We start from the raw sequence: 21,124 nt of genomic DNA, 5'->3' as shown, positions 1-21,124 counted from the left end.
AATACTATGAAATTATATGTAAAAATATTTTTATGCTCTATGGCAACTTTAAGTTTATTTTTATCTGTATCAGCCTATGTTTTAATTTCTAAATCATTTCAAAATTATATGGATAGAGAATTTGAACAAGTGAAAAATCAGCATACATATATAAAATACAATATTCAATCAAAGTTACTCATGAGTAAAAATAAAAAACAAGTAACCCATGAAAAGTACGATTTATCTATTTTAGATGTATCAAGATATACGATAGAAGGTAATCAAATAGCCATACTTAGTGAAGATAAAAAGATAATATCCTCTAATCTACCAAATGATTTAAGTCTTGATATAGTAAATTTAATAAATGGAGATTCAACAATATGCAAAGTAGAAAGCTTAGATAAAAGTAAGATTATTATGGTTGGAGGGAGTTTTAAGCATAATGATAAAATTTATTATTTGATTTCAGCTACAAATAAAGGAATTAAAAATAATTGGATATAAGATCAATAATGATAAATATTATATTGCAGTTAAAGATGATGGAAGAGGTATTCCAAAGGAAAAGATAGATAGAATAACAGAAGCTTTTTATATGGTTGATAAATCAAGATCTAGAGCACAGCATGGAGTAGGGCTAGGATTGTCATTATGTGAAAAAATAGCTAGAATTCATAAAAGTAATTTAAAGATTAGTAGCGAAGAGAGTAAAGGAACTACTATTAGTTTAGAAGTTAACATAAGTGGAGGTAATCCATCATGAAAAATCAAAAAAAACAAACATTTATAGGAGTATTACTAATAATAGTAATTATTATAGGGAGCTTTGGAGTGACTAAACTTTTATTGAGGAAGCAAGAACAGAGGTTATTATCTGAGGTTAAAGAATTTGATATTAATGTTACTAGTAATAATGAGATTAACAATAGTAGTTTAACTATAGAGCAAATAAGGGAAATATTAATTACATGGAGTGATAATAGAGATATTAGAGTTCACGAACCAACTATAAATCAACTAACTATGGATGAAGCTGTTAGCAAAGCTATTGAGGATATAAAGTACTTTTGTGAAAAGGGGATTCTCCCTAAAAAATTTGCTGATATAGATGATTACTGGAATACTCAGGCTTTTTTAGGGAATAAGGCTACATTAGAAACCAGTTTTAAAGATACTTTTAGCTATTGGACAATTAGGTTTAGTATTGATGAATTACTTATAGAATTAAAGCAAAATGCATACAGCGGTGGTATATGGGAAATTTCAGCTTATGATTTTATAGGTAGTGAGATAGATAATATTAATATTGAAGAAGCTTTAAATACTTATGCGGATTACTTGAATATAAATATGAATAATTACAGTAAAAGTGAACTTAGTTATGGTAGTTTGACTTCAGAGGATTCAAGACTTCTATTGACTTACCAAATTGATAGAGGGTCTGGAAAGCTTAGCTCAAAGTATGAAATAGAATTATTAGCAAATTAAATTTTATAAAATTTAATAATTATAATACAACTAAGATACATTTAATATACTTAAAAATTACAATCTCCTTTTATTATTTAAAATAGGAGGAGGCTGTAATGAGAAAAACTAAAAAGTTAAGAAGAAAAAAGAGAAAAATAATTTTTATAAGAATTAGGACAGCTATAGTATTAATATTATTAATACTAATTTCAAATAAGGTAATAAGTAATATTTTTAATTATAGATTAACTTCAAATTTAAAAAAGACTTCATTAAATATTGAAGAAGTTAATGAAGAAAAAATAAGTGTTATACTTGATCCAGGTCATGGAGGACATGATATAGGTGCTAATTTTGGAGAAATTTATGAGAAAGATATAGTTCTAAGTATTTCTAATAAGGTGGGAGAGATATTAGAAAAAAATGATATTAATGTTATTTATACTAGAACTGATGATATATCCCTAGGGGACAATGAAAAAGAAGACTTAAGGAATAGAGTTCAAGTATCTAATACATCAAAGGCAGAATATTTTATATCATTTCATATTAATGACTATGATACATATGGTTATGAGGATATATATGGCTTTGAGGTTTGGACAGACTACAATAATTATAGTAGTGTAATTTTAGGGAGAAGTATAGAAAATAGTCTAGATAACTTATACTACACAGAAAAGCGACCAATGCTTGATGGAAGTGAAGACTTATATATTATAAGAGAAAATAATATTCCTTCAGTGCTTATTGAATTTGGTTTTATGAATAATTATAATGATAGAAATTATTTTTCTAATGAATATAACCAAGAATTGTTAGCTGAGGCAGTGGCAAAAGCAATAATAGAAAACATAAATTAGATAAGTATATAAAATTATATTAAAAAAGCAGAGTAATAACTCTGCTTTTATTTTTCATATAATCCATAAGCCTTATTTATCTCTTGAACAAATAAAATTCCATTTCCTGGTTTGTCCAATTTTAATTCTTCTCTTATTGAACTTACTATATCTTCAGTCTTATCTTTTTTAGATAAAATTATAACTACTTCTTTTTCTGGTTCTATTTCCATAGCAAAGACCTTACTAGTTTCATGAATCCCTGATCCTCTAGAATTTATAATAGTTCCCCCTTGAGAACCTGCTTTAGTAGCTGCCTCTATAGCCTCTTCCCCTCTTCCTTTATCTACTATTACAGTTATAACATTATACATATTATTCTCTCCACCTTTTTCTTCTTTATTACATTTGCAACTTCTAGTTCCAAATACATCACATATATTGGTTGTGAAGGCTATTCCATGATTAGGTTTGTTAAATTTAAATTCTTCATCTAATATTACTAAAGCTTTATTTATTAATTCGGTATTAGAAATCATCATTACCACTTCTTTGCTTACATCTGCCAGTCCTATAAAATCTAATATCTTATTATTTACAGTTCCTTTACCTAAAATTACTGTTCCTCCAGAAATTCCATTTTGTTTTGCTTTTTGCATTACCTTGCTTCCTAATCCTGATTTAACTATAACACAAAGTAATTCAATATTGCTTGAATAACTAAACATTTATATTTAGTCCCCCTTTTTTACTTTAACCAAGTATAAATTATTATAATTTTAAAGTTTTATTGCCACCAATTATTTACATGAATCTTATGCTACATTAAAGTTAATACTATTTCAATAGAAATTACCTCTAAAATAAAAAAATAAGAAAATCTTAAAGATTTTCTTATTTTTTTATTATCTTTTAACTTATTTCTCATATAATCCATAAGTTTTATTTATATTTTGAATATATATGATACCATTTCCTGGTTCATTAATTTTAATTTCTTTTGAAATTGACTCTACAATTTGTTCAGTTTGGTCTGTTTTTGTTAAAATAAGAACTACTTCCTTTTCAGGTTCTATTTCCATAGCAAATACTTTACTAGTTTCATGAATTCCTGATCCTCTTGCATTAATAATAGTGCCTCCTAATGATCCAGCTTTAGTTGCTGCATCTATTACATCCACAGCTCTTCCTTTATCTACAATAATAGTTATAGAATTATACATAATTTTATCAAAATCTCCCTCTTTAACTTTTTCATTTCCTTTACAACTTCTAGTTCCAAATACAGCACATATATTGGTTGTGAAGGCTATTCCATTATTAGGTTTGTTAAATTTAAATTCTTCATCTAATTTTACTAAAGCTTTATTTACTAATTCGGTATTAGAAATCATCATTACCACTTCTTTACTTACATCTGCAAGTCCTAAAAATTCTAAAATTTTATTATTTACAGTTCCTTTTCCTAAAATCACAGTTCCACCAGATATTCCATGCTCCTTAGCTTTGTGAAGCACCTTACTTCCTAATCCTAATTTAACTATAACGCAAAGAAGTTCAATATCGTTAATATTAGAATTATTCAACATCTACACCAACTCCTTCTTTTTTAGATTTAATTTTAAATATTAAACCTAATATTTGCAGAGCTATAATTGGCGTCATAGCAACCATAGCTATCATTCCAAAGCCATCTATTAAAACATCTGCTCCTTCTATTGATGCTGCTGCACCTTGAGCAAAAGCTAATATAAATGTAGCTGTCATAGGGCCCGAAGCAACTCCACCTGAGTCAAAAGCCATTCCTACAAATAGTTTTGGAACTATATACATTAAACCAACTGATATTATATATCCAGGTAATAGATAATGCCATAATTGAATCCCTGGAATAAGTATTCTGATCATTGATAATGCTACTGCAAATCCAACTCCAATTGCTAAAGACAACATTACTACCTTTCTTTTTACATATCCACTAGTAACATCTTCAATTTGATGAGTTAAAACATAAACTGCTGGTTCAGCTAAAATCGTTACACATCCAAGTATAAATCCTACTATTATAACATAGAACTTATTATCAAGGGCTGCTATCTTGTAACCAACTATAGTTCCAACTTCCATAAATCCAGCATTAACTCCTACTAAAAATATCACTAAACCTATAAAGGTAAATAATATACCAAACATTATTTTTCTTAATGATTTTTTAGAAATTTTAAATTTAATCTTTTGGAATATTAAAAATATAAGAACTATAGGAGTTAGAGCTAAGAAAATTTCATATGCTAAATGAGGTATTGCATGTAAAAATGGGCCTATTATTCCTTTTGTTCCTTCTAAATTAACTTCTGCTGATCCGCCGATTTCATTAGTTTTTGATATTATGCTCATTATCATTACAGCTAAGATAGCTCCTGTTGAGGCTATAGCAACTAAACCAAAACTATCTTTTTCTGATTGCTTACTATCTTTTTTCATTTTAGATACCCCAGTTGCCAAGGCCAATATAAATGGAACTGTCATAGCTCCTGTTGTAGCTCCTGAAGCATCAAAAGATATTGCTAAAAACTCTGGTGATACCAAAATAGCAATAAGTAATATTATCCCATAAATAATAGTCATTAATTTATATAATGGGAATGAATAAACTATTCTTCCAAGTCCTAAAGCAAGCATTATGGATATTCCAATTGAAACAACTATAACTATTAAGAGTTTTCCAAAAGCACCTCCAGTTACATCTGCGACTTGTCCACCAAGTATATGAAGATCTGGCTCTGCTATAGATATAACAAGTCCTAGAATTAATCCCGCTATAATAACAATCCATAGCTTATTTGCCTTAGCCATGCTGTTTCCCATTATATTTCCTATTGGTGTTACTCCAATATCAACTCCAACTAAGAATATTGATAATCCTATTACTATAAATACAGCACCTATTATAAATCTTACTAGCATAGAAGTTTCTATGGGTGTTAATGTAAAGTTTAGTATTATTACAATTAAAGTTATAGGTAAAACTGATAATGATACCTCTTTAATTTTTTCTGTCAATAAATTCAATTTGCCTCATCCCTTCTTATTTCAAATTTATTTTTTTAATCACCTCTCTTGTTTTTTTCTTTTATATAATAACGATAAGCTTTAAATTTAATAAATTTCATTGCTTTATTTACTCGTAAAATTCTATTACTGTAGAATATGTTGTATGAAATATTACATCTAAAATTTTTCATTGAATACTTATCGATTAAAACCAATTTTCATGTTTCCTCAGTTAATTGTACTTAATATTCAGTATTTTTGCAAATTTCCGAAATCTAAAATGATTTAATTTTATAACTATATTAAAATATTTTTTTAACAATCAAGTAAATCGGTTTTAGCTTTTTTAACTATTTTAAATTTAATATTTTATTCATATTATTATTTCAAAAAAGCATATTTTATTCATAATATTAAGTGTTTAATACTATTTTTATAGATTTTCTCCAAGGATATTAAGGAGATATTGTCAAATATATAACTTTTCTCTATATCAATTCCTTTTCATAGAATGATCACATAATAAAAATCCACCGGCCTAGCCGGTGGTTTTGCATTTTCGGGCATAGCCCTTTTTTACTAGCCACGCCTAAAGGCGTATGTTCGGTCTGGCACATGCTATTAGTTTACTTGGCACCCGTAAACGGGTCGGCATATTCCATCGTTAATTGCTCTGACAATTTATCTTCTTCCAATTGATGTGCTATATATTCTTTTATCTTTTTTGTATTTTTTCCAACTGTATCAACGTAATATCCTCTGCACCAAAACTCCCTATTTCTATATTTATATTTAATATTTCCCCACTTTTCAAATATCATCAAACTACTTTTTCCCTTTAAATATCCCATAAAGCTTGATACACTCATTTTAGGTGGTATTTCTACAAGCATATGTACATGATCGATACATACTTCTGCTTCTATTATATTTACCCCTTTCCAATTGCACAATTGTCTTAATATTGCTCCTACCTCTAATCTTTTTTCTTCATAAAATACTTTTCTTCTATACTTCGGTGCAAATACTATATGATATTTGCAGTTCCACTTCGTATGTGATAAACTATGTACATCATTCATTTGAATGTCCTCCTTCTGATATTAATGCAGTTGCCAGACCGCATTTTTATTATATCAGAAGGAGTTTTTTTATTGTGCCCAAAGCTATAAGCTCTTTTGAACCCCACGTCTAACGCGGGGTATTCTAAATACAAAAAAAGCCCAACAGTTATGTTGGACTTTAAATTTATGATATGTCTTATTTCAATGTTTAAAATTTTACCTTCTATTACATTATTAATTAGATAATTATTTTTTAGTTATACTAAACTTATATATTAAGCTAAGTCTTTTCCAGTAAAGCCTAATGGTAAAAGTTCTTCTAATGTATATTCTTTAAATTCATCTTTATTTTTAGCAAGGAAGATTTTAAATGTCTTCGGATCACAGAATTCAGCTATTACTTGTCTGCATACACCACAAGGAGCACAGTATTCAGTTTCTTCAGCATCTGCCTTATTACCTACTATTGCAATTGCAAGGAATTCATGCTGTCCTTCAGATACGGCTTTAAAAAAAGCAGTTCTTTCAGCACAGTTTGTTGGAGTAAATGCGGCATTTTCTATATTACAACCTAAATATATTTTACCATTTGTACCAAGTAATGCTGCACCAACATTAAAGTTAGAGTAAGGAGTATAAGCAAATTTTTGAGCTTCATAAGCCTTTTCAACTAATAATTTTGCATCAATCATAAATTTCACCTGACACTTTCTTTAATAATAATTAAAAAATATAATTCACTTTAAAAGTATATAACATTAAGTGGATTATTATTATAACACTATTAAATATCTGTGTATATATGAAATTTATTTAAAGATAATTTTGTGCTTAAAGATATCAAAAAAGTGTTTAAATATATATTGACATTAACGCAACGTAAAGGCTTATTATTAATTTGTAAGGAGGAATAAAGATGGAATATACAATTAAAAAGCTAGCTGAAATGGCAGGTATAAGTACTAGGACTCTTAGATACTATGATGAGATTGGATTACTAAAACCCTGTAGGATTAATTCATCAGGATATAGGATATATGGAGAAAAGGAAGTTGATATATTACAACAAATTTTACTTTATAGATCTATGGATATTAAACTTGAAGAAATTGAAAATATAATATCTAATTCTAGTTTCGATATTTGCCAATCATTAATTGAGCATCGAAAAAACCTCATTTCCAGAAGAAATCAACTTGATCAATTGATTTTAACTGTAGAAAAGACTATTGAATATAAGAAGGGAGAAATCAGTATGTCTAATAAGGAAAAATTTGAAGGATTAAAAAAAGAACGCTTAGAAGAAAATGAAAGAAGATATGGAAAAGAAATCAGAGATAAATATGGTAAGGAAACAATAGAAGTTTCTAATAAGAAGTTCATGAATATGAAGGAAGAAGATTTTAATAAAATGAATGAAACTGAAGAGGAACTTTTTAAGGGATTATTAGAAGTTGTTAGTACTGGGGATCTAGATTCAAAGGTGGCACAAGAAGTTTATGAAAATCATAAAAAGTGGCTTGGCTTTACATGGTCTAGTTACTCTAAAGAAGCTCATATTGGTTTAGCAGAAATGTATGTAGCAGATGAGAGATTTGCTAAATACTATAATGATAAAGCTGGAAAAGATGTAGTAAAGACTTTAAGAGATATAATACTAAAATACTCAAAATAGTAATAGTTACAATAATATGAAGTTTTATACAGAAGTGAGAATATTCATTTAAAAAGGGTATAATATATTAATAAAGCTTTATTAAGGAGGTAGTAGAATGAAGAAAAAAATGCTAATAATTACTATAATAGCGGCATTTACAATTTCACTTATATCATGTAGCTATAAAAATCCGCCTAATGATAATAATAGCAATGGTAGTGAATCTACAGAAATTGATAAAGAAACAAGTAAAGATTCATCTAATAATACTACACCTAAAGGTACAGAACCAAATACTGAAGGCTCAAGTGAGACTAATTCTGAAAATGTAAATAATTATAAAGCTGACATGCTAAACAATATAAAAGATAAGTCTCAAAATGGAATGGTTATTAACAGTGAATTCAAAGCAAAAGGTGATGTTATAGATAAGGTAACTGAAACTTATGGTAAGGCAGATACTGAAAACTATGTATCTGAAGCTAAAGGCCTTTATTATACTTTTGAAAGCAAAAATTTAGCCTTTGGAGTCAATAAGGGATCTCAAATATTTGAAGTAAGATCTTTTGATAAATCATTAGGAGATTTAAGTTTAAAAGATATAATATCATATTTTGGAGAACCGCAATATGATGTTATAACAGATATGAATGAAAGAGTAATTGGATATAAGGTAAATGACGATTTTAAGTTATTATTTGTTTTTTCAGATAGTAAAAGCGAAGATGCAAGCTTACATCATTATTCAGTTTTATATCCTAGAGGAACAGTTAATAACATGGCTAATGATCCAGGCAGAGAGTGGTAATGTACTTGACTTTAGCAAAATATATTATATAAAAAATAAAAGGATTATGGATGCCCATAATCCTTCTATTATAGAATAAAGATATAATAATTTTTCAATATTTAAGTTATTGTCTTGAAAGGTAAATATTTTTTTCTACATCTATAAATACTTCTGCAAGAATTCCATAAGTTTTACTCCAAGCATCTATTATTTCATCTGTTGCAGCATCACCTAAAGTTTCTTTTATAGCACCTAATAAATGCATTCCAATAATAGGATAATGCTCAGGCTTTACATTAGAATTACAATGTCTTTCTGCTATTTTATTTACTAATGGCATTATGGCTTGTAAATTATCTATGTTTTGAGCTGATGCTAATATTGACATTGCTAAAGCCTTTGGTTGCTCACCTGATGCTTGTCTATCCATATTAAATAATGGCTTTATTTCTGGATTTTTCTCGAACATATTCTTATAAAATGTTGTTGTTATTTCCACTCCATGAGTTTTTAAAACTGGAACCGTACTTTTAATTATCTCTATTGTATTTTGATCTAACATAATTTCTCCTTCGTCAATAAGTATTAGATAATAATTAATATTATTTATTACAAACAAAAGTTTATCACTATTTAAACAAAAATACAACTTAAATAATATTAATATAGGAGAAATATTTTAAGTAATATTATTTTTAATTAATCTCATAAATATATCAGGAGTAACTACTTTTATTCTAGGATTACTATTTAATTTATTGACTACCTTTTGAAGATTATCCATATCCTTGCTCCAAACGTGAACATAAACGAAGGTATAGGATTCAGGATTAGTAATATCTATATAGTCTAAGTTAACCCTAGAATTAATATAATTAATTAGTTCATCTTCATTTTCTAAGTCATCCCAAAGCAAATCCCTGCAAGATACAATAGGTTTATTATTTGACCAAATTATTTCACCCTTATAATTATTACCTCTTTTATAATCAAGATAGAATAAACCATCTATATTGGAACAACTAGTATATTTATCCCATAAATCAATGTCATAAAAGGAGTTATCATCAATTATTACTACATATTTTTCATCTACCTTTTTCATATATTCATTTAATCTATTTGTGTAATTAATTAATTTATCCTTAGGATATTTACTTGGATAAATGTATCCATTCCCAGAAGGAGAGACAAGATAGTAATCTGAAATAGCACTTTCATAATATTTATTAAATACTGTAGGAGCTAAAAAATATAAGGAGGGACTTAATGTCCAGCCTAAGTTAAAGTTTCCTCTATTTTTAGACCCATACCATTTTTCTGAACTATAATTGTTTCCAAGTAGCCATTGTTGGTTATCTCCATCAGACATAATAAAAGTTACATAATGAATATTATCCTCTTCTGGAATTTCGATTTGAGTCTTTTGCCTTTGGGGAGTTTCTTTAAATGAACTTAATACAGATAAATTATAGGACCAGTCGGAGGCAATAATATCAACTCCATACTTTGAAGCTATACTTATATTATTAAATTCATCAGGCCCCCATCCTAAGCAACGAGAGTTTTCATCCATAGAATTAAAAATTCCTTTTCTTAAGCTAGTATCATTTATATTATCTTCATAAAATATCAGTGATTTAGACATTATTGCATAATCCCTCAAAGCAATGGACTTATCAGGTGATAATTGAATAACTGTAGAATGATTTAACCCAGAGTTCCATAGATTTTCATATGCCCAATAAGAATTGGTATTTCTACAATCTTCAATCAATGTATTTATACCCAAACTGTTTACTTTAGATTCCAGAGATTCTTCTATGGGTAATGCATCTTTTAATGAAGCCAGTGAACAAGAATTATTTATAGATGATAGATTAGAATTACAGTATATTATATAGCCTGCAATAGTGTATTTAAACATATTTAGAAGCTTCCAAGGATCAGATATGTTTTCATAACTAATATTATAATTTTTATTTAAATCAGCTAGCCATATTTTATAGTCTGGTTCATTTTTGCTAAGAATATAAATTTGTGAGTTAGATTTTGTTGATATAATTCCTTGAAGAGCAGAAATCATAGTCTGCTCTTCTTTACTCATATTAGCTTCAGAAATAACATATAAATGCTTAGGGATAATAGAGTTTTTAATATAATAATAACTTAAACAGTTATCTAAAGCATTATTACTGGTAGGTGAATCTGATTTATTAGTAAAGCTATTATAAAATTCCTTTAAGAATTCAAAATGCTTTCCTTTATAGAAGTCTTTTTCACTTTTCTCACTCATACCTGATAAGGATAATTGACGCTTTATAATGTCATTTAAGCTAACATCTTTATAATTTTTCATAATATCGTACATTATCATAAAAGTAGTAGTTCTCCCTACTCCTTCTTTACAGTGAAAGTGAAGCCATGAATCTTTTGGTTGATTTTTAACAAAATTAATAAAATAATTAACCATATCATCATTAGGAATTCCACCATCTGTTACAGGAATGCGAATATATGAAATTTCTTTTGAGTTGGCAACTTGTAATTCATTTTGAATAGATTTAGGAACTATAGTTTCCTTTGTATTATAGAAAGTAATTGGGTTTCCAATTTTAATAGCGCTTAGTAGTTTATTTTCAGTAGATAAAACTTCGGATAAATTTAATCCCATAGTAGCATTATTTTTTTCATTTTCAAAGCTAATAGCTATTCCATTTATAAATCCATGAGATTCTTGCCTTAAATCGATATCTATTATAGAAAAGTTTTTATCAATAGCATCTTTTATTAAGGAAAGCCCTGAATCTGAAAACTGTGCACTTCCTGATATATTTAATTTATCAAGACCTTTGAGATTAATATTATCATCTTTTATGATAGATTTATAATTGGAAGACATTCTAAAGTGATGTGGCAATGTGTTGTTATTAGGGGAATTTTCTAGTAAGTTTAATTCTGATAAAGCTTTAGGAAAGTAATTTATATTCATTAATAAACAAAGTATCAATAAAATAAATATAGAATAAAATTTTAGAACTTTTTTCATATGTATTTACCTCGCAAAAAAATTATTTATATTTATTAGCATTAGAAATAAACTAATGGTTTATTCATTAAGTTCTATTTAGAACTCACATAAAAATCAAATGATATTTTAAAATTTGAAAATATTCAATAAGTACAAGTGTTATAATCATTAAGAAAAGTATTATAAATATGTTTTTCATTAAAGTATGGGAGGAAAGGGTTATGAAGTTAATAGTAAATGCTGATGATTTTGGATTTAGTAATGGGGTTAACTATGGAATAATAGATGCATACAAGAATGGAGTAGTAAGAAGTACTTCAATAATGGCTGGAATGCCAGCATTTGATCATGCTGTGGAGCTTTTAAAATCTTGGAGTGGTTTAAAGGAACTTGGATGCGGAGTTCATTTAACCTTATCAGCTTATAAACCAGTGCTAAGTACTCATAAAACAATAGTAGATGAAAAGGGTTTTTTCTATAAAAGAATAAGTGATGATTTGATTGAAAATAACTTTGATATTGAAGAGGTATATGATGAATTTTCAGCTCAAATACAAAAAGTTATTAATAATGGTATAGAAATAACTCATTTGGACTCTCATCATCATGTTCATACATTAAAATCTCTTAAGCCAATTATAGAAAAACTAATTAAGGAATATGATTTACCAATTAGAGGAGGTTTATTGTATAAATTAGATTATGATAAAGTAATTCCCTACAGTGGATTTTTCTATGACAAAACAGTTAGCATTGATGGATTTAAAAAATTAGATATAAATAAGAATGAAATTTTAGAGACTATGACTCACCCAGCCTATTTAGATAGTTTTATTATGGAAAATAGTTCATATAACTTAAAAAGAATAGAGGAGTTAAGGGTTTTAACATCTAAAGAATTAATGGATTATATAGAAGAAAATAAAATTAAACTATGTAACTATAAAGATATCTTTTAAAATATTTAAAAATATAGAAGTATTGTAAAGCTAATAAATGATTTTACAATACTTTTTTAATTTTAAGAATTGTGAAAAAAATTTTAATGAAATATATTGAATAAAAAACTTTTTCGTGATATTATGAAAATGTATTCAAAAGAAAAATATTTTTATGAAGAAACAATTATGAAAATGATTTTACAAAAGGGGGAATTATATTGTTTAAACAGTTACAAAAAATAGGTAAATCATTTATGCTGCCAATAGCAATATTACCAGCAGCTGGTTTATTACTAGGTATTGGGGGAGCTTTATCAAATCCTAATACAGTTGCAGCATATCCATTTTTAAATATTTCTTGGTTACAAGGTATATTCTCAATTATGTCTTCAGCAGGAAATGTTGTTTTTGCTAACTTATCACTTATTATGTGTATTGGTCTTTCTGTAGGATTAGCTAAAAAGGATAAGGGTACTGCAGGACTTGCAGGTGCAGTAGCATTCTTAGTTATGAATGCTTCCATTAGTGGAATGATTACAGCATTTAATCCAGCCGTTGAATCAATAGATACAGGTGTTGTTGGATCAATAGTAATAGGTTTAACAGTAGCATATTTACATAACAAATATGGAAATATTCAATTGCCAGCAGTTTTAGGATTCTTTGGTGGATCAAGATTCGTACCAATAGTATCTTCTTTTGCAGCAATATTCATAGGAGCAATATTCTTCTTAATATGGCCAACATTCCAAGGGTGGTTAGTATCAGCAGGGAATGGAATAGCAGGATTAGGAGCAATAGGAACATTCCTTTATGGATTCTTATTAAGATTAACAGGAGCAGTTGGTTTACATCATATGATATACCCACTATTCTGGTATACAGAGTTAGGTGGAGTTGAAGTAGTTGCAGGTCAAACAATTGTAGGAGCACAAAATATATTCTTTGCACAATTAGCAGATCCAAATCATGTAGGATTATTTACAGAAGGAACTAGATTCTTTGCAGGACGTTTTGCCACAATGATGTTTGGTTTACCAGGAGCATGTTTAGCTATGTATCACTGTGTACCTAAAGCAAAGAGAAATTTAGTTGGAGGATTATTTTTAGGAGCTGCAATAACTTCATTTATTACTGGTATTACAGAACCAATTGAATTTATGTTCTTATTTGTTGCACCATGGTTATATGTAGTTCATGCATTCTTTGATGGGGTATCCTTCTTTATTGCAGATATATTAAATATATCAATTGGTAATACATTCTCAGGAGGATTAATAGATTTCACTTTATTTGGAATACTTCAAGGAAATGCTAAAACAAATTGGATATATGTATTATTAGTTGGAGCAATATGGTTTGCACTATATTATTTCGTATTTAGATTCTTAATCACTAAATTTAATGTTATGACACCAGGAAGAGAAACAGAAGATGAAGAAGTTAAGGTTATAACTAAAGATAGCTTAAATGAAGTTGCAGAGAAAGTGTTAGTTGCACTTGGTGGAGAAGAAAATTTAGAAGATGTAGATGCTTGTATTACAAGATTAAGAGTATCAGTTAAAGATGTAAGTAAAGTAGATAAAGATAAAATTAAATCTTTAGGAGCTACTGCAGTCTTAGAAGTGAAAGGAGGAGTACAAGCTATATTTGGAGCTAAGGCAGACCCAATAAAGCAAAAAATAAATGAAATTATAGGGAGAGATTAGAAACAATGAAGGAAATGAACAGAGGATTAATTGTATCATGTCAAGCACTAGAAAATGAGCCATTACACAGTTCTTATATAATGAGTAGAATGGCTGTAGCCGCTAAAGAAGGCGGTGCTAATGGTATAAGAGCAAATAGTATTGAAGATATAATGGCTATAAAAAAAGAAGTAGATTTACCTGTAATAGGCATAATAAAAATTAATTATGATAACATTAAGCCTTACATAACACCAACAATGAAGGAAGTAGATTTACTTGTTAATTCAGGTGTTGATGTAATAGCTATAGATGCTACTATGAATCAAGATGAAGAATTTTTAAAGGAAATATTTAAAAAATATCCAAATCAAAGTTTTATGGCAGATATATCTACTGTAGAAGAGGGCTTAAGAGCTGATAAACTTGGATTTAAGTATATAGGTACTACTTTAGTGGGTTATACAGAGCATTCTAAAGGAATGAATAATTTTGAAGTTTTAGAAGCTTTAATAAAGGAATGTAAGGCTGATATTATAGCAGAAGGTAATTTCGATACTCCAGAAAAGGCTAGATTAGCTTTAGAAAAAGGTGCTTATGCTGTTGTAGTGGGAAGTGCAATAACAAGACCACAATTAATTACAAAAAAATTCAGCGATGAAATTCTAAAAGCAATTTAATTTATTAAAATTTTAGTTAATAACTCCCAAGTATTAGGTATTATATTCTGATATTTGGGAGTTATTCCATTTAAAGCACCTCTTTTAATTAGTTTAGATTAGTGATATTCTAATAATAGCTTATATTAATTTATAGTATAGTGGGGGAGTAAAGTGGATATATTAAGTGAAATCCGAAGGATATATAATAGTTTTTCTGATAAGGAAAAGGCAATTGCTGATTATATAATGCAGTATGGTGAAAATATAAAAAATATAAATATTACAGATTTAGCTAATGAAACAGGGACTTCAGGTGCAACAATAACTAGATTTGCTAAAAAGATAGGTTGTGATAGTTTTGTTGATATGAAGATAAAGCTAGGCTCAAATAGAATAGAAAAGATAATATTCGAAGATGAAGATGAAATTTTTTCTTATGCTTATCATTATTATAATGAAGTTATAGAAAGAACTAAAATGCTAATAGATAAAGAAGCCATTTTCAATATAGTTAATGAGCTTAAAAATGCTAAAAATATATACATTTATGGTGTAGGAAGTTCAGGATTAACAGCTACAGAAATGATGCAAAGATTATTAAGAATGGGCTTTAATGTTCACTGTATTACAGACTCACATATGATGATAATTAATAGTTCTATCGTAAAAGAGGAAGATTTAGTAATAGGTATATCTATATCAGGAGAAACTAATGAAGTAGTACTTTCATTAAAGAATTCACAGAAAAATGGAGCAAAAACAGTTTCTATAACTAGCTTTGAGGAAAGTAGTATGAGTAAATATTCAGATATAGAACTTATAGTTTATAATCCTAGATTCGTTAATAAAAAGAAGTTTATTAACAGTCAATTTTCAGCTATGTACTTATTGGATTTAATTTCCATGGCTTTATTAAAGGATGAAGAGTTAAGTAAAAAGATGCAAATTACTATTGATGCTATTACTAATGGATGATATAAAATTTTTTGTAATTAATATAAAAAATATGAATAAAGAATATTGATAGGGATAATCATTCCTAATTACTTTTTTTGACGTATTTTTGCAATTTAGCGGAAGTGTTATATTGGATAATAGTGGTATAATTAAAGGTAAGGGAAAAAGAGGTGATTATAGTGGAAAAGTTACAAAGATTTATGAAATATATATCTGGATACTTTAACAATGAAAAACAATTAAAAGATGAAGAAGAAGCAACTGGAGAAGTTAGAACCCCTGTAGCAAAGCATATAGTTGGTATATGTAATGATAAAATAAAAAATTTGCCAAAGGATTTTAATGGATACTTTACTATAGATGAAACTTATTATAAACATGGGGAACATGAAACAGCATTACATCATTTATTTTTATACACATTAAATGAAGATAAAAATGTAGTGTTAACTTCTTATGAATTACCAAATTACATAGACTATAATGATTTTATAAACTCAAATGATGAATTGGTAATAGATTATGATAAGTTAGAGTTATCTAAGAAATTTACTCCAATAGTGTTTGAAGAAAAAGAAGAATATTTTTTAGCAGAAAGTGAAAGTGAATTTTCACCTGAAGTAACATTTACAGCAGTAGAAAAAGTATATGATGGAAAGATGCATGTAACAGAAATATTCAGAAAGAATGGAGAAATAGTTTCTGGATCAGAAGAACCGATAAAATATGATAAGATTAAGTAATTAAATATTTCTTTTAAAAGTAAGAGAAAAAATAATGCTAGCTACAAATGAAGTTTACCTTTGTAGCTAGCATTATCTTTATGAAGTTAAAAAGGATGATACTTTAGTTTTAGCATCTAATACTTTTGATAATTTATTAGTTAGTTATGATAAATTTGTATATTTCCCAGGAAAATTTAATAAATAAAACGAGAAATACATATTATCCTATAAATAAAAGTAATAATATGTATTTCTGTTTTTAATCCTCTAAAAGTTCGAATTCGTCCTTTGTAGCTCCACAAACAGGGCAAACCCAATCATCAGGTAAGTCCTCAAATGGAGTATCTGGATCTATTCCGTTTTCTGGATCTCCGTATTCAGGATCATAGACATAAGTACATGGAACGCATACATATTTTTGCATTTAATAAATACCTCCTAATCATCTATACATTAAAATGTATTGGGTATATTATAAAAATATGATATAAATTAATATAAATAATAAAGTTAACGAAGAAGGTGATAAAATGAGTAGAAAAACTAGTAAGAATAATGATTTACTTAGTAGTGTAAGGAAGGATACCTCTCCAAAGATTTATTCTTTATTAGTGGATTTAGTTAATGATGAGAGAGAAGATTTGGCAGAATTAGTACTAAAAATAGATTATTTATTAGAATATTCAAGTTCATGTATTCGCCAAAAGGATTTTGAAGAGGCTAAAGAAGCTTTAAGTAAGGTAGAAAATAGAATAAAAATGCTAGAAAAAGATAATGTAGATACAGAGTATATTAGATACCTTTATGATGGTATAAAAAAGAAATGTAAGTAAAAATAAAAGAAGATGTTACAAAAATTATTGTTACATCTTCTTTTTATTTAAAATTATTATATTTTAAATATTATTTTCTTTTTTTATTTCTATTTGCAACTTCAATGTTAACTTTTCTCTTGTTAACTTTAAGGCCCATACATTTATCAATAACCTTATCTTTAACATCTGGAGCTATATTTACAAAGGAGAAGTTTTCTAAAATATCTATATCTCCAATAGATGTTGCTCTTATTCTAGCAGTATCCTTTATAAAGTTTACTAAAGATTTAGGAGTAATTCCATCTCTTCTACCGATAGATAAGAATAAACGTACATCTTCTGACTTAGGTGCTTCTAATACGTTAGAAGAATAGTTATCAAGTAAATCACTATTAAATTGATTCTTAATTAATGCTGCAATAAGGTCAACATTATCAAATTTCTCAGATAATTCTTTAGCTATTGGAATGAATTTTGAGTAATCTGAATCATTAATAGTATTTGAAACATCATCTAATATACTATCAGATTTACTATCAAATATTTCGTTAACTGTTGGGATAGACTTTCTAGATATATCTCCCTTAGTTACTAATTTTATTTGTTTAAGCATAGAATATTCCTTTGGAGAAACTAATGAATAAGCTATTCCTTTTCTATTAGCTCTTCCTGTTCTACCTATTCTATGAACATAACTTTCAACGTCTTGAGGTAAATCATAATTTATAACGTGAGATATTCCTTCTACATCTATTCCTCTTGCAGCAACATCAGTAGCAACTAGATAGTTTAATGAACCTTCTTTGAATTTCTTTAAAGTTCTTAATCTATGTACTTGTGACATATCTCCGTGCATTCCCTCTACTACATAGCCTCTAGATTGCATTCCTTCTACTAATTCATCAACGCCCTTTTTAGTTCTACAGAATATTATAGCTGAAGAAGGTGTATCAAAGTCTAAAACTCTACAAAGTGCTTCAAATCTTGTTTTATGAGATACTTCAAAGAAGCTTTGGCTTATGGTAGAAACAGTCATTGAAGTTTTCTTTATTGCTATATGTTTAGCATCTGGTTTCATGTATCTTTTTGCTAACTTCTTAATTTGTTCTGGCATTGTAGCTGAGAATAATAAAGTTTGCCTATTTTCAGGTAATTTCTTTATTATATCTTCTAAATCATCTATAAAGCCCATATTTAACATTTCATCAGCTTCATCTAAAACTAAGAACTTAATCTTATTTAAATCTATAGTTCCTCTTTTAATATGGTCTAACACTCTACCAGGAGTACCAACTACTATGTTTACTCCTCTTTTTAAATTTCTTATTTGATTGGTTATTGGGTCTCCACCATATACAGGAAGAATTGATAACTCATCATATTTTGATAATCTTTTAAGTTCATCATTAACTTGTATTGCTAATTCTCTTGTTGGAGCTAAGATTATTGCACTAAGTCCATCCTTTTTTGTAATATGGTTAATGATTCCACAACCAAAAGCTGCTGTCTTACCAGTTCCAGTTTGAGCTTGCCCTATAAGGTCATACCCTTCAATTGCAACAGGTATTGCTTCTGCTTGTATTTGGGATGGTTTTTCAAAACCTAATTCTTCAATAGATTTTAAAAGGGTATCCTTAAGCCCTAAGTCACTAAATTTAATTTCATTCATCTAAAATCCTCTTTCTCTTTATTTAAAATAATATATAATTAATCATAATCGATTATTTTATATTAACTAATTTAGTATAGGTTATATTATCCGACATTTATCCTAAGCTACTAAATTTAATTTCATTCATTCACAGTCATTTCTTCATTTATTTAAAATAATATACAATTAATCATAAAATTCATTTTATATTAACTAATTTATTATACACTATATTTAAAAAATATGCTCGTATTATTTATTAGAAAAATAAGTAATTTTATAATATTTATTGAAAAAGCAAAAAGAAAACCTTTTAAGGAGTCGAATAATGCAAAATAATAATGAAAAATTATACTTTTATGAATTAGAAACTATTATAGGAAGTATCTTTATTATAAAAAGTGAAAAAGGTCTAAGAAGTGTTGAAATAATAAAAGAAAACTTTGAAGCTCTAAATAATAAATATGAATTAATAGAAAGTAAGGATAAGTGCCAAGAGGAAATTAATCAGATAATGGAATTCTTTTCTGGAAGTAGAAAAGAGTTTAATTTAACCTTTGATATAGAAGGAACCGACTTTAGGAAGAAAGTGTGGATGGAGTTATTAAAAATTCCATATGGAGAGGTTAGGAGCTATAGTGATATAGCCAAAGCTGTAGGAAGTGAAAAGGCCGTTAGAGCTATAGGTCAAGCAAACAAGGCAAATCCAATACCAATAATTATTCCTTGCCATAGAGTAATAGGTAAAAATAAAAAACTACTAGGCTACGCTGGAAGTCATACAGATATTCAGGAAATACTTATTAACTTCGAAAAAAACATAATAATGAAAGAATGAAAAATGAAAGAATTAAAGAATTAAGGAATTAAGGAATTAAAATATGGTTAGTGTTTGTACAAATTACTAACCATATCTTAATTTTAGAAACTCCGCAAGGAGTTTCCTCCTAAATTCTACATTTTACATTCTACATTCTTAATTTCTTAGTCTTGTGGTAGTTTACTTTTTATTATTTCATAAACCTTTGAATTAAGTGTATCTTGTTCTTCTTTAGTTAAGTTCGATGTTTCTATTGCAGGATGTATGTATAAATCAACATTAGTAGGCTTAACCATCCATTTCTTTTTATTAGCTTCCATTATCTTATAAGATCCACTCATAGTAACTGGAACTATAGGTACTTTAGATTTAGTTGCAAGTTTAAAGCTACCTGCCTTAAATTCCCCCATATTATCGCCTTTACTTCTAGTTCCTTCTGGGAATATTACTAATGAATGTCCTTTTTTTAAAATTTTAATACCTTCAATAATAGCTTCTCCAGATTTTCTTATGCTACTTCTATCCATAAATACGCAATACATATATTCCATCCAAGTTCTAACTCCAGGAATTTTTTTAACTTCGATTTTAGATACAAATCCCTTTAGTCCAGGAATCTTACTCATATATATTGGAATATCAAAGTTACCTTGATGGTTACCTATATATAATACATTTTTATCTTTTGGAATATTTTCTAATCCATGTACTGTTACTTTAACTCCAGCAACCTTTAATAAGATTTTTGCCCAAGTAGTAGTAGTTTTATAAACAACTTCATCTCTTTTTTCTTCTAGTCCTTTTTTTGTAAGCATCTTAGTTCTTATCATAGCAGGAATGCTTAAAATAAGTGTGCCAAAGAATACTATATACCAAACAATAGATCTAAGCATGCAAATCAAATCCTTTCGATAATATAAATAAGTACATAAATAAAGTATATAACAAAGTCTAAGTATATAAAAGTTAATT

23 protein-coding genes are annotated in these 21,124 nt (G+C 27.8%); 13 read left to right on the top strand and 10 right to left on the bottom strand.

Annotation, left to right across the window (positions count from 1 at the left end; all coding sequences use genetic code 11):
* The first annotated feature begins 6 nt into the window (after positions 1-6).
* The 4 genes from ACFYH6_RS17670 (at position 7) to ACFYH6_RS17655 (ending at position 2,318) form a co-directional block, all read left to right on the top strand.
* On the top strand, positions 7-489 hold the full coding sequence (locus ACFYH6_RS17670; RefSeq protein WP_316341947.1) for a hypothetical protein: 483 nt from the start codon (positions 7-9) through the stop codon (positions 487-489).
* Entirely contained in the window at positions 461-748 is a 288-nt protein-coding gene (locus ACFYH6_RS17665; protein WP_416246483.1) for an ATP-binding protein, read from the top strand. Before ACFYH6_RS17670 ends, ACFYH6_RS17665 begins: the two co-directional genes overlap by 29 nt.
* Positions 745-1,473 carry a hypothetical protein gene (locus tag ACFYH6_RS17660; RefSeq protein ID WP_416179905.1) on the top strand — a complete coding sequence of 243 codons (729 nt, stop codon included), beginning with the start codon at positions 745-747 and terminating at the stop codon, positions 1,471-1,473. Before ACFYH6_RS17665 ends, ACFYH6_RS17660 begins: the two co-directional genes overlap by 4 nt.
* A gap of 98 nt (positions 1,474-1,571) precedes the next feature.
* Positions 1,572-2,318, top strand: a complete 747-nt coding sequence (locus ACFYH6_RS17655; RefSeq protein WP_416179906.1) for an N-acetylmuramoyl-L-alanine amidase — start codon at positions 1,572-1,574, stop codon at positions 2,316-2,318.
* 47 nt (positions 2,319-2,365) lie between these two features.
* Here the strand turns inward: ACFYH6_RS17655 and ACFYH6_RS17650 are convergent, their stop codons facing one another.
* From ACFYH6_RS17650 to cdd, 5 genes are all read right to left on the bottom strand, one after another.
* Entirely contained in the window at positions 2,366-3,025 is a 660-nt protein-coding gene (locus ACFYH6_RS17650; protein ID WP_316341950.1) for a P-II family nitrogen regulator, read from the bottom strand.
* A 189-nt stretch (positions 3,026-3,214) separates the two neighbouring features.
* Complete coding sequence (locus ACFYH6_RS17645) at positions 3,215-3,886, bottom strand: P-II family nitrogen regulator (RefSeq protein WP_416179907.1); 672 nt, start codon at positions 3,884-3,886, stop codon at positions 3,215-3,217.
* On the bottom strand, positions 3,876-5,369 hold the full coding sequence (locus ACFYH6_RS17640) for a DUF1538 domain-containing protein (RefSeq protein WP_416179908.1): 1,494 nt from the start codon (positions 5,367-5,369) through the stop codon (positions 3,876-3,878). Before ACFYH6_RS17640 ends, ACFYH6_RS17645 begins: the two co-directional genes overlap by 11 nt.
* Positions 5,370-5,977: 608 nt before the next feature.
* On the bottom strand, positions 5,978-6,433 hold the full coding sequence (tnpA, locus tag ACFYH6_RS17635) for an IS200/IS605 family transposase (protein ID WP_416246467.1): 456 nt from the start codon (positions 6,431-6,433) through the stop codon (positions 5,978-5,980).
* A 257-nt stretch (positions 6,434-6,690) separates the two neighbouring features.
* Positions 6,691-7,107 carry a cytidine deaminase gene (gene cdd / locus ACFYH6_RS17630; protein ID WP_316341953.1) on the bottom strand — a complete coding sequence of 139 codons (417 nt, stop codon included), beginning with the start codon at positions 7,105-7,107 and terminating at the stop codon, positions 6,691-6,693.
* Between the two features lie 224 nt (positions 7,108-7,331).
* Here cdd and ACFYH6_RS17625 point away from each other — a divergent pair, with 224 nt between their 5' ends.
* Positions 7,332-8,090, top strand: a complete 759-nt coding sequence (locus tag ACFYH6_RS17625; protein ID WP_316341954.1) for a MerR family transcriptional regulator — start codon at positions 7,332-7,334, stop codon at positions 8,088-8,090.
* Between the two features lie 97 nt (positions 8,091-8,187).
* The gene (locus ACFYH6_RS17620; protein WP_416180240.1) at positions 8,188-8,880 is read left to right on the top strand and encodes a YjgB family protein; all 693 of its coding nucleotides are present in this window, start codon (positions 8,188-8,190) and stop codon (positions 8,878-8,880) included.
* Positions 8,881-8,986: 106 nt separating this feature from the next.
* On the opposite strand, the gene ACFYH6_RS17615 is transcribed toward ACFYH6_RS17620, so the two are convergent.
* Positions 8,987-9,424, bottom strand: coding sequence for a globin domain-containing protein (locus tag ACFYH6_RS17615; RefSeq protein ID WP_416180239.1), 438 nt, complete (start codon positions 9,422-9,424; stop codon positions 8,987-8,989).
* Between the two features lie 117 nt (positions 9,425-9,541).
* Positions 9,542-11,911, bottom strand: coding sequence for a GxGYxYP domain-containing protein (locus tag ACFYH6_RS17610; RefSeq protein ID WP_416180238.1), 2,370 nt, complete (start codon positions 11,909-11,911; stop codon positions 9,542-9,544).
* Between the two features lie 203 nt (positions 11,912-12,114).
* Here ACFYH6_RS17610 and chbG point away from each other — a divergent pair, with 203 nt between their 5' ends.
* The 5 genes from chbG to ACFYH6_RS17585 all read left to right on the top strand — a co-directional run bounded on the left by chbG (position 12,115) and on the right by ACFYH6_RS17585 (position 16,884).
* Entirely contained in the window at positions 12,115-12,852 is a 738-nt protein-coding gene (chbG, locus tag ACFYH6_RS17605) for a chitin disaccharide deacetylase (protein WP_416180237.1), read from the top strand.
* Between the two features lie 200 nt (positions 12,853-13,052).
* The gene (locus tag ACFYH6_RS17600) at positions 13,053-14,543 is read left to right on the top strand and encodes a PTS transporter subunit EIIC (protein WP_416180236.1); all 1,491 of its coding nucleotides are present in this window, start codon (positions 13,053-13,055) and stop codon (positions 14,541-14,543) included.
* Between the two features lie 5 nt (positions 14,544-14,548).
* Positions 14,549-15,202 (top strand): N-acetylmannosamine-6-phosphate 2-epimerase, encoded by a 654-nt coding sequence (locus ACFYH6_RS17595; protein WP_416180235.1) that lies wholly within the window; start codon positions 14,549-14,551, stop codon positions 15,200-15,202.
* A gap of 153 nt (positions 15,203-15,355) precedes the next feature.
* Positions 15,356-16,159, top strand: a complete 804-nt coding sequence (locus ACFYH6_RS17590; RefSeq protein WP_416180234.1) for a MurR/RpiR family transcriptional regulator — start codon at positions 15,356-15,358, stop codon at positions 16,157-16,159.
* A gap of 161 nt (positions 16,160-16,320) precedes the next feature.
* Complete coding sequence (locus ACFYH6_RS17585) at positions 16,321-16,884, top strand: hypothetical protein (RefSeq protein WP_416180233.1); 564 nt, start codon at positions 16,321-16,323, stop codon at positions 16,882-16,884.
* Between the two features lie 241 nt (positions 16,885-17,125).
* Here ACFYH6_RS17585 and rd read toward each other — a convergent pair whose 3' ends face one another.
* A complete protein-coding gene (gene rd, locus ACFYH6_RS17580) occupies positions 17,126-17,290 on the bottom strand; it encodes a rubredoxin (RefSeq protein ID WP_291707548.1) in 165 nt (54 codons plus the stop codon).
* A 106-nt stretch (positions 17,291-17,396) separates the two neighbouring features.
* On the opposite strand from rd, the gene ACFYH6_RS17575 reads away from it, so the two are divergent.
* Complete coding sequence (locus tag ACFYH6_RS17575) at positions 17,397-17,699, top strand: hypothetical protein (RefSeq protein ID WP_416180232.1); 303 nt, start codon at positions 17,397-17,399, stop codon at positions 17,697-17,699.
* Positions 17,700-17,769: 70 nt separating this feature from the next.
* Here ACFYH6_RS17575 and ACFYH6_RS17570 read toward each other — a convergent pair whose 3' ends face one another.
* A complete protein-coding gene (locus ACFYH6_RS17570) occupies positions 17,770-19,350 on the bottom strand; it encodes a DEAD/DEAH box helicase (RefSeq protein WP_316341964.1) in 1,581 nt (526 codons plus the stop codon).
* Between the two features lie 310 nt (positions 19,351-19,660).
* On the opposite strand from ACFYH6_RS17570, the gene ACFYH6_RS17565 reads away from it, so the two are divergent.
* Positions 19,661-20,170 carry a methylated-DNA--[protein]-cysteine S-methyltransferase gene (locus ACFYH6_RS17565; protein ID WP_416180231.1) on the top strand — a complete coding sequence of 170 codons (510 nt, stop codon included), beginning with the start codon at positions 19,661-19,663 and terminating at the stop codon, positions 20,168-20,170.
* Between the two features lie 146 nt (positions 20,171-20,316).
* Here the strand turns inward: ACFYH6_RS17565 and ACFYH6_RS17560 are convergent, their stop codons facing one another.
* Positions 20,317-21,045, bottom strand: a complete 729-nt coding sequence (locus ACFYH6_RS17560; RefSeq protein WP_416180230.1) for a lysophospholipid acyltransferase family protein — start codon at positions 21,043-21,045, stop codon at positions 20,317-20,319.
* Positions 21,046-21,124: the final 79 nt, after the last annotated feature.

It is taken from the genome of Clostridium sp. HCS.1 (assembly GCF_047900555.1).
GTDB lineage: Bacteria > Bacillota > Clostridia > Clostridiales > Clostridiaceae > Clostridium.
The sequence above is the reverse complement of the archived record's forward strand: the minus strand, read 5'-3'. Positions and strand labels throughout refer to the sequence as shown.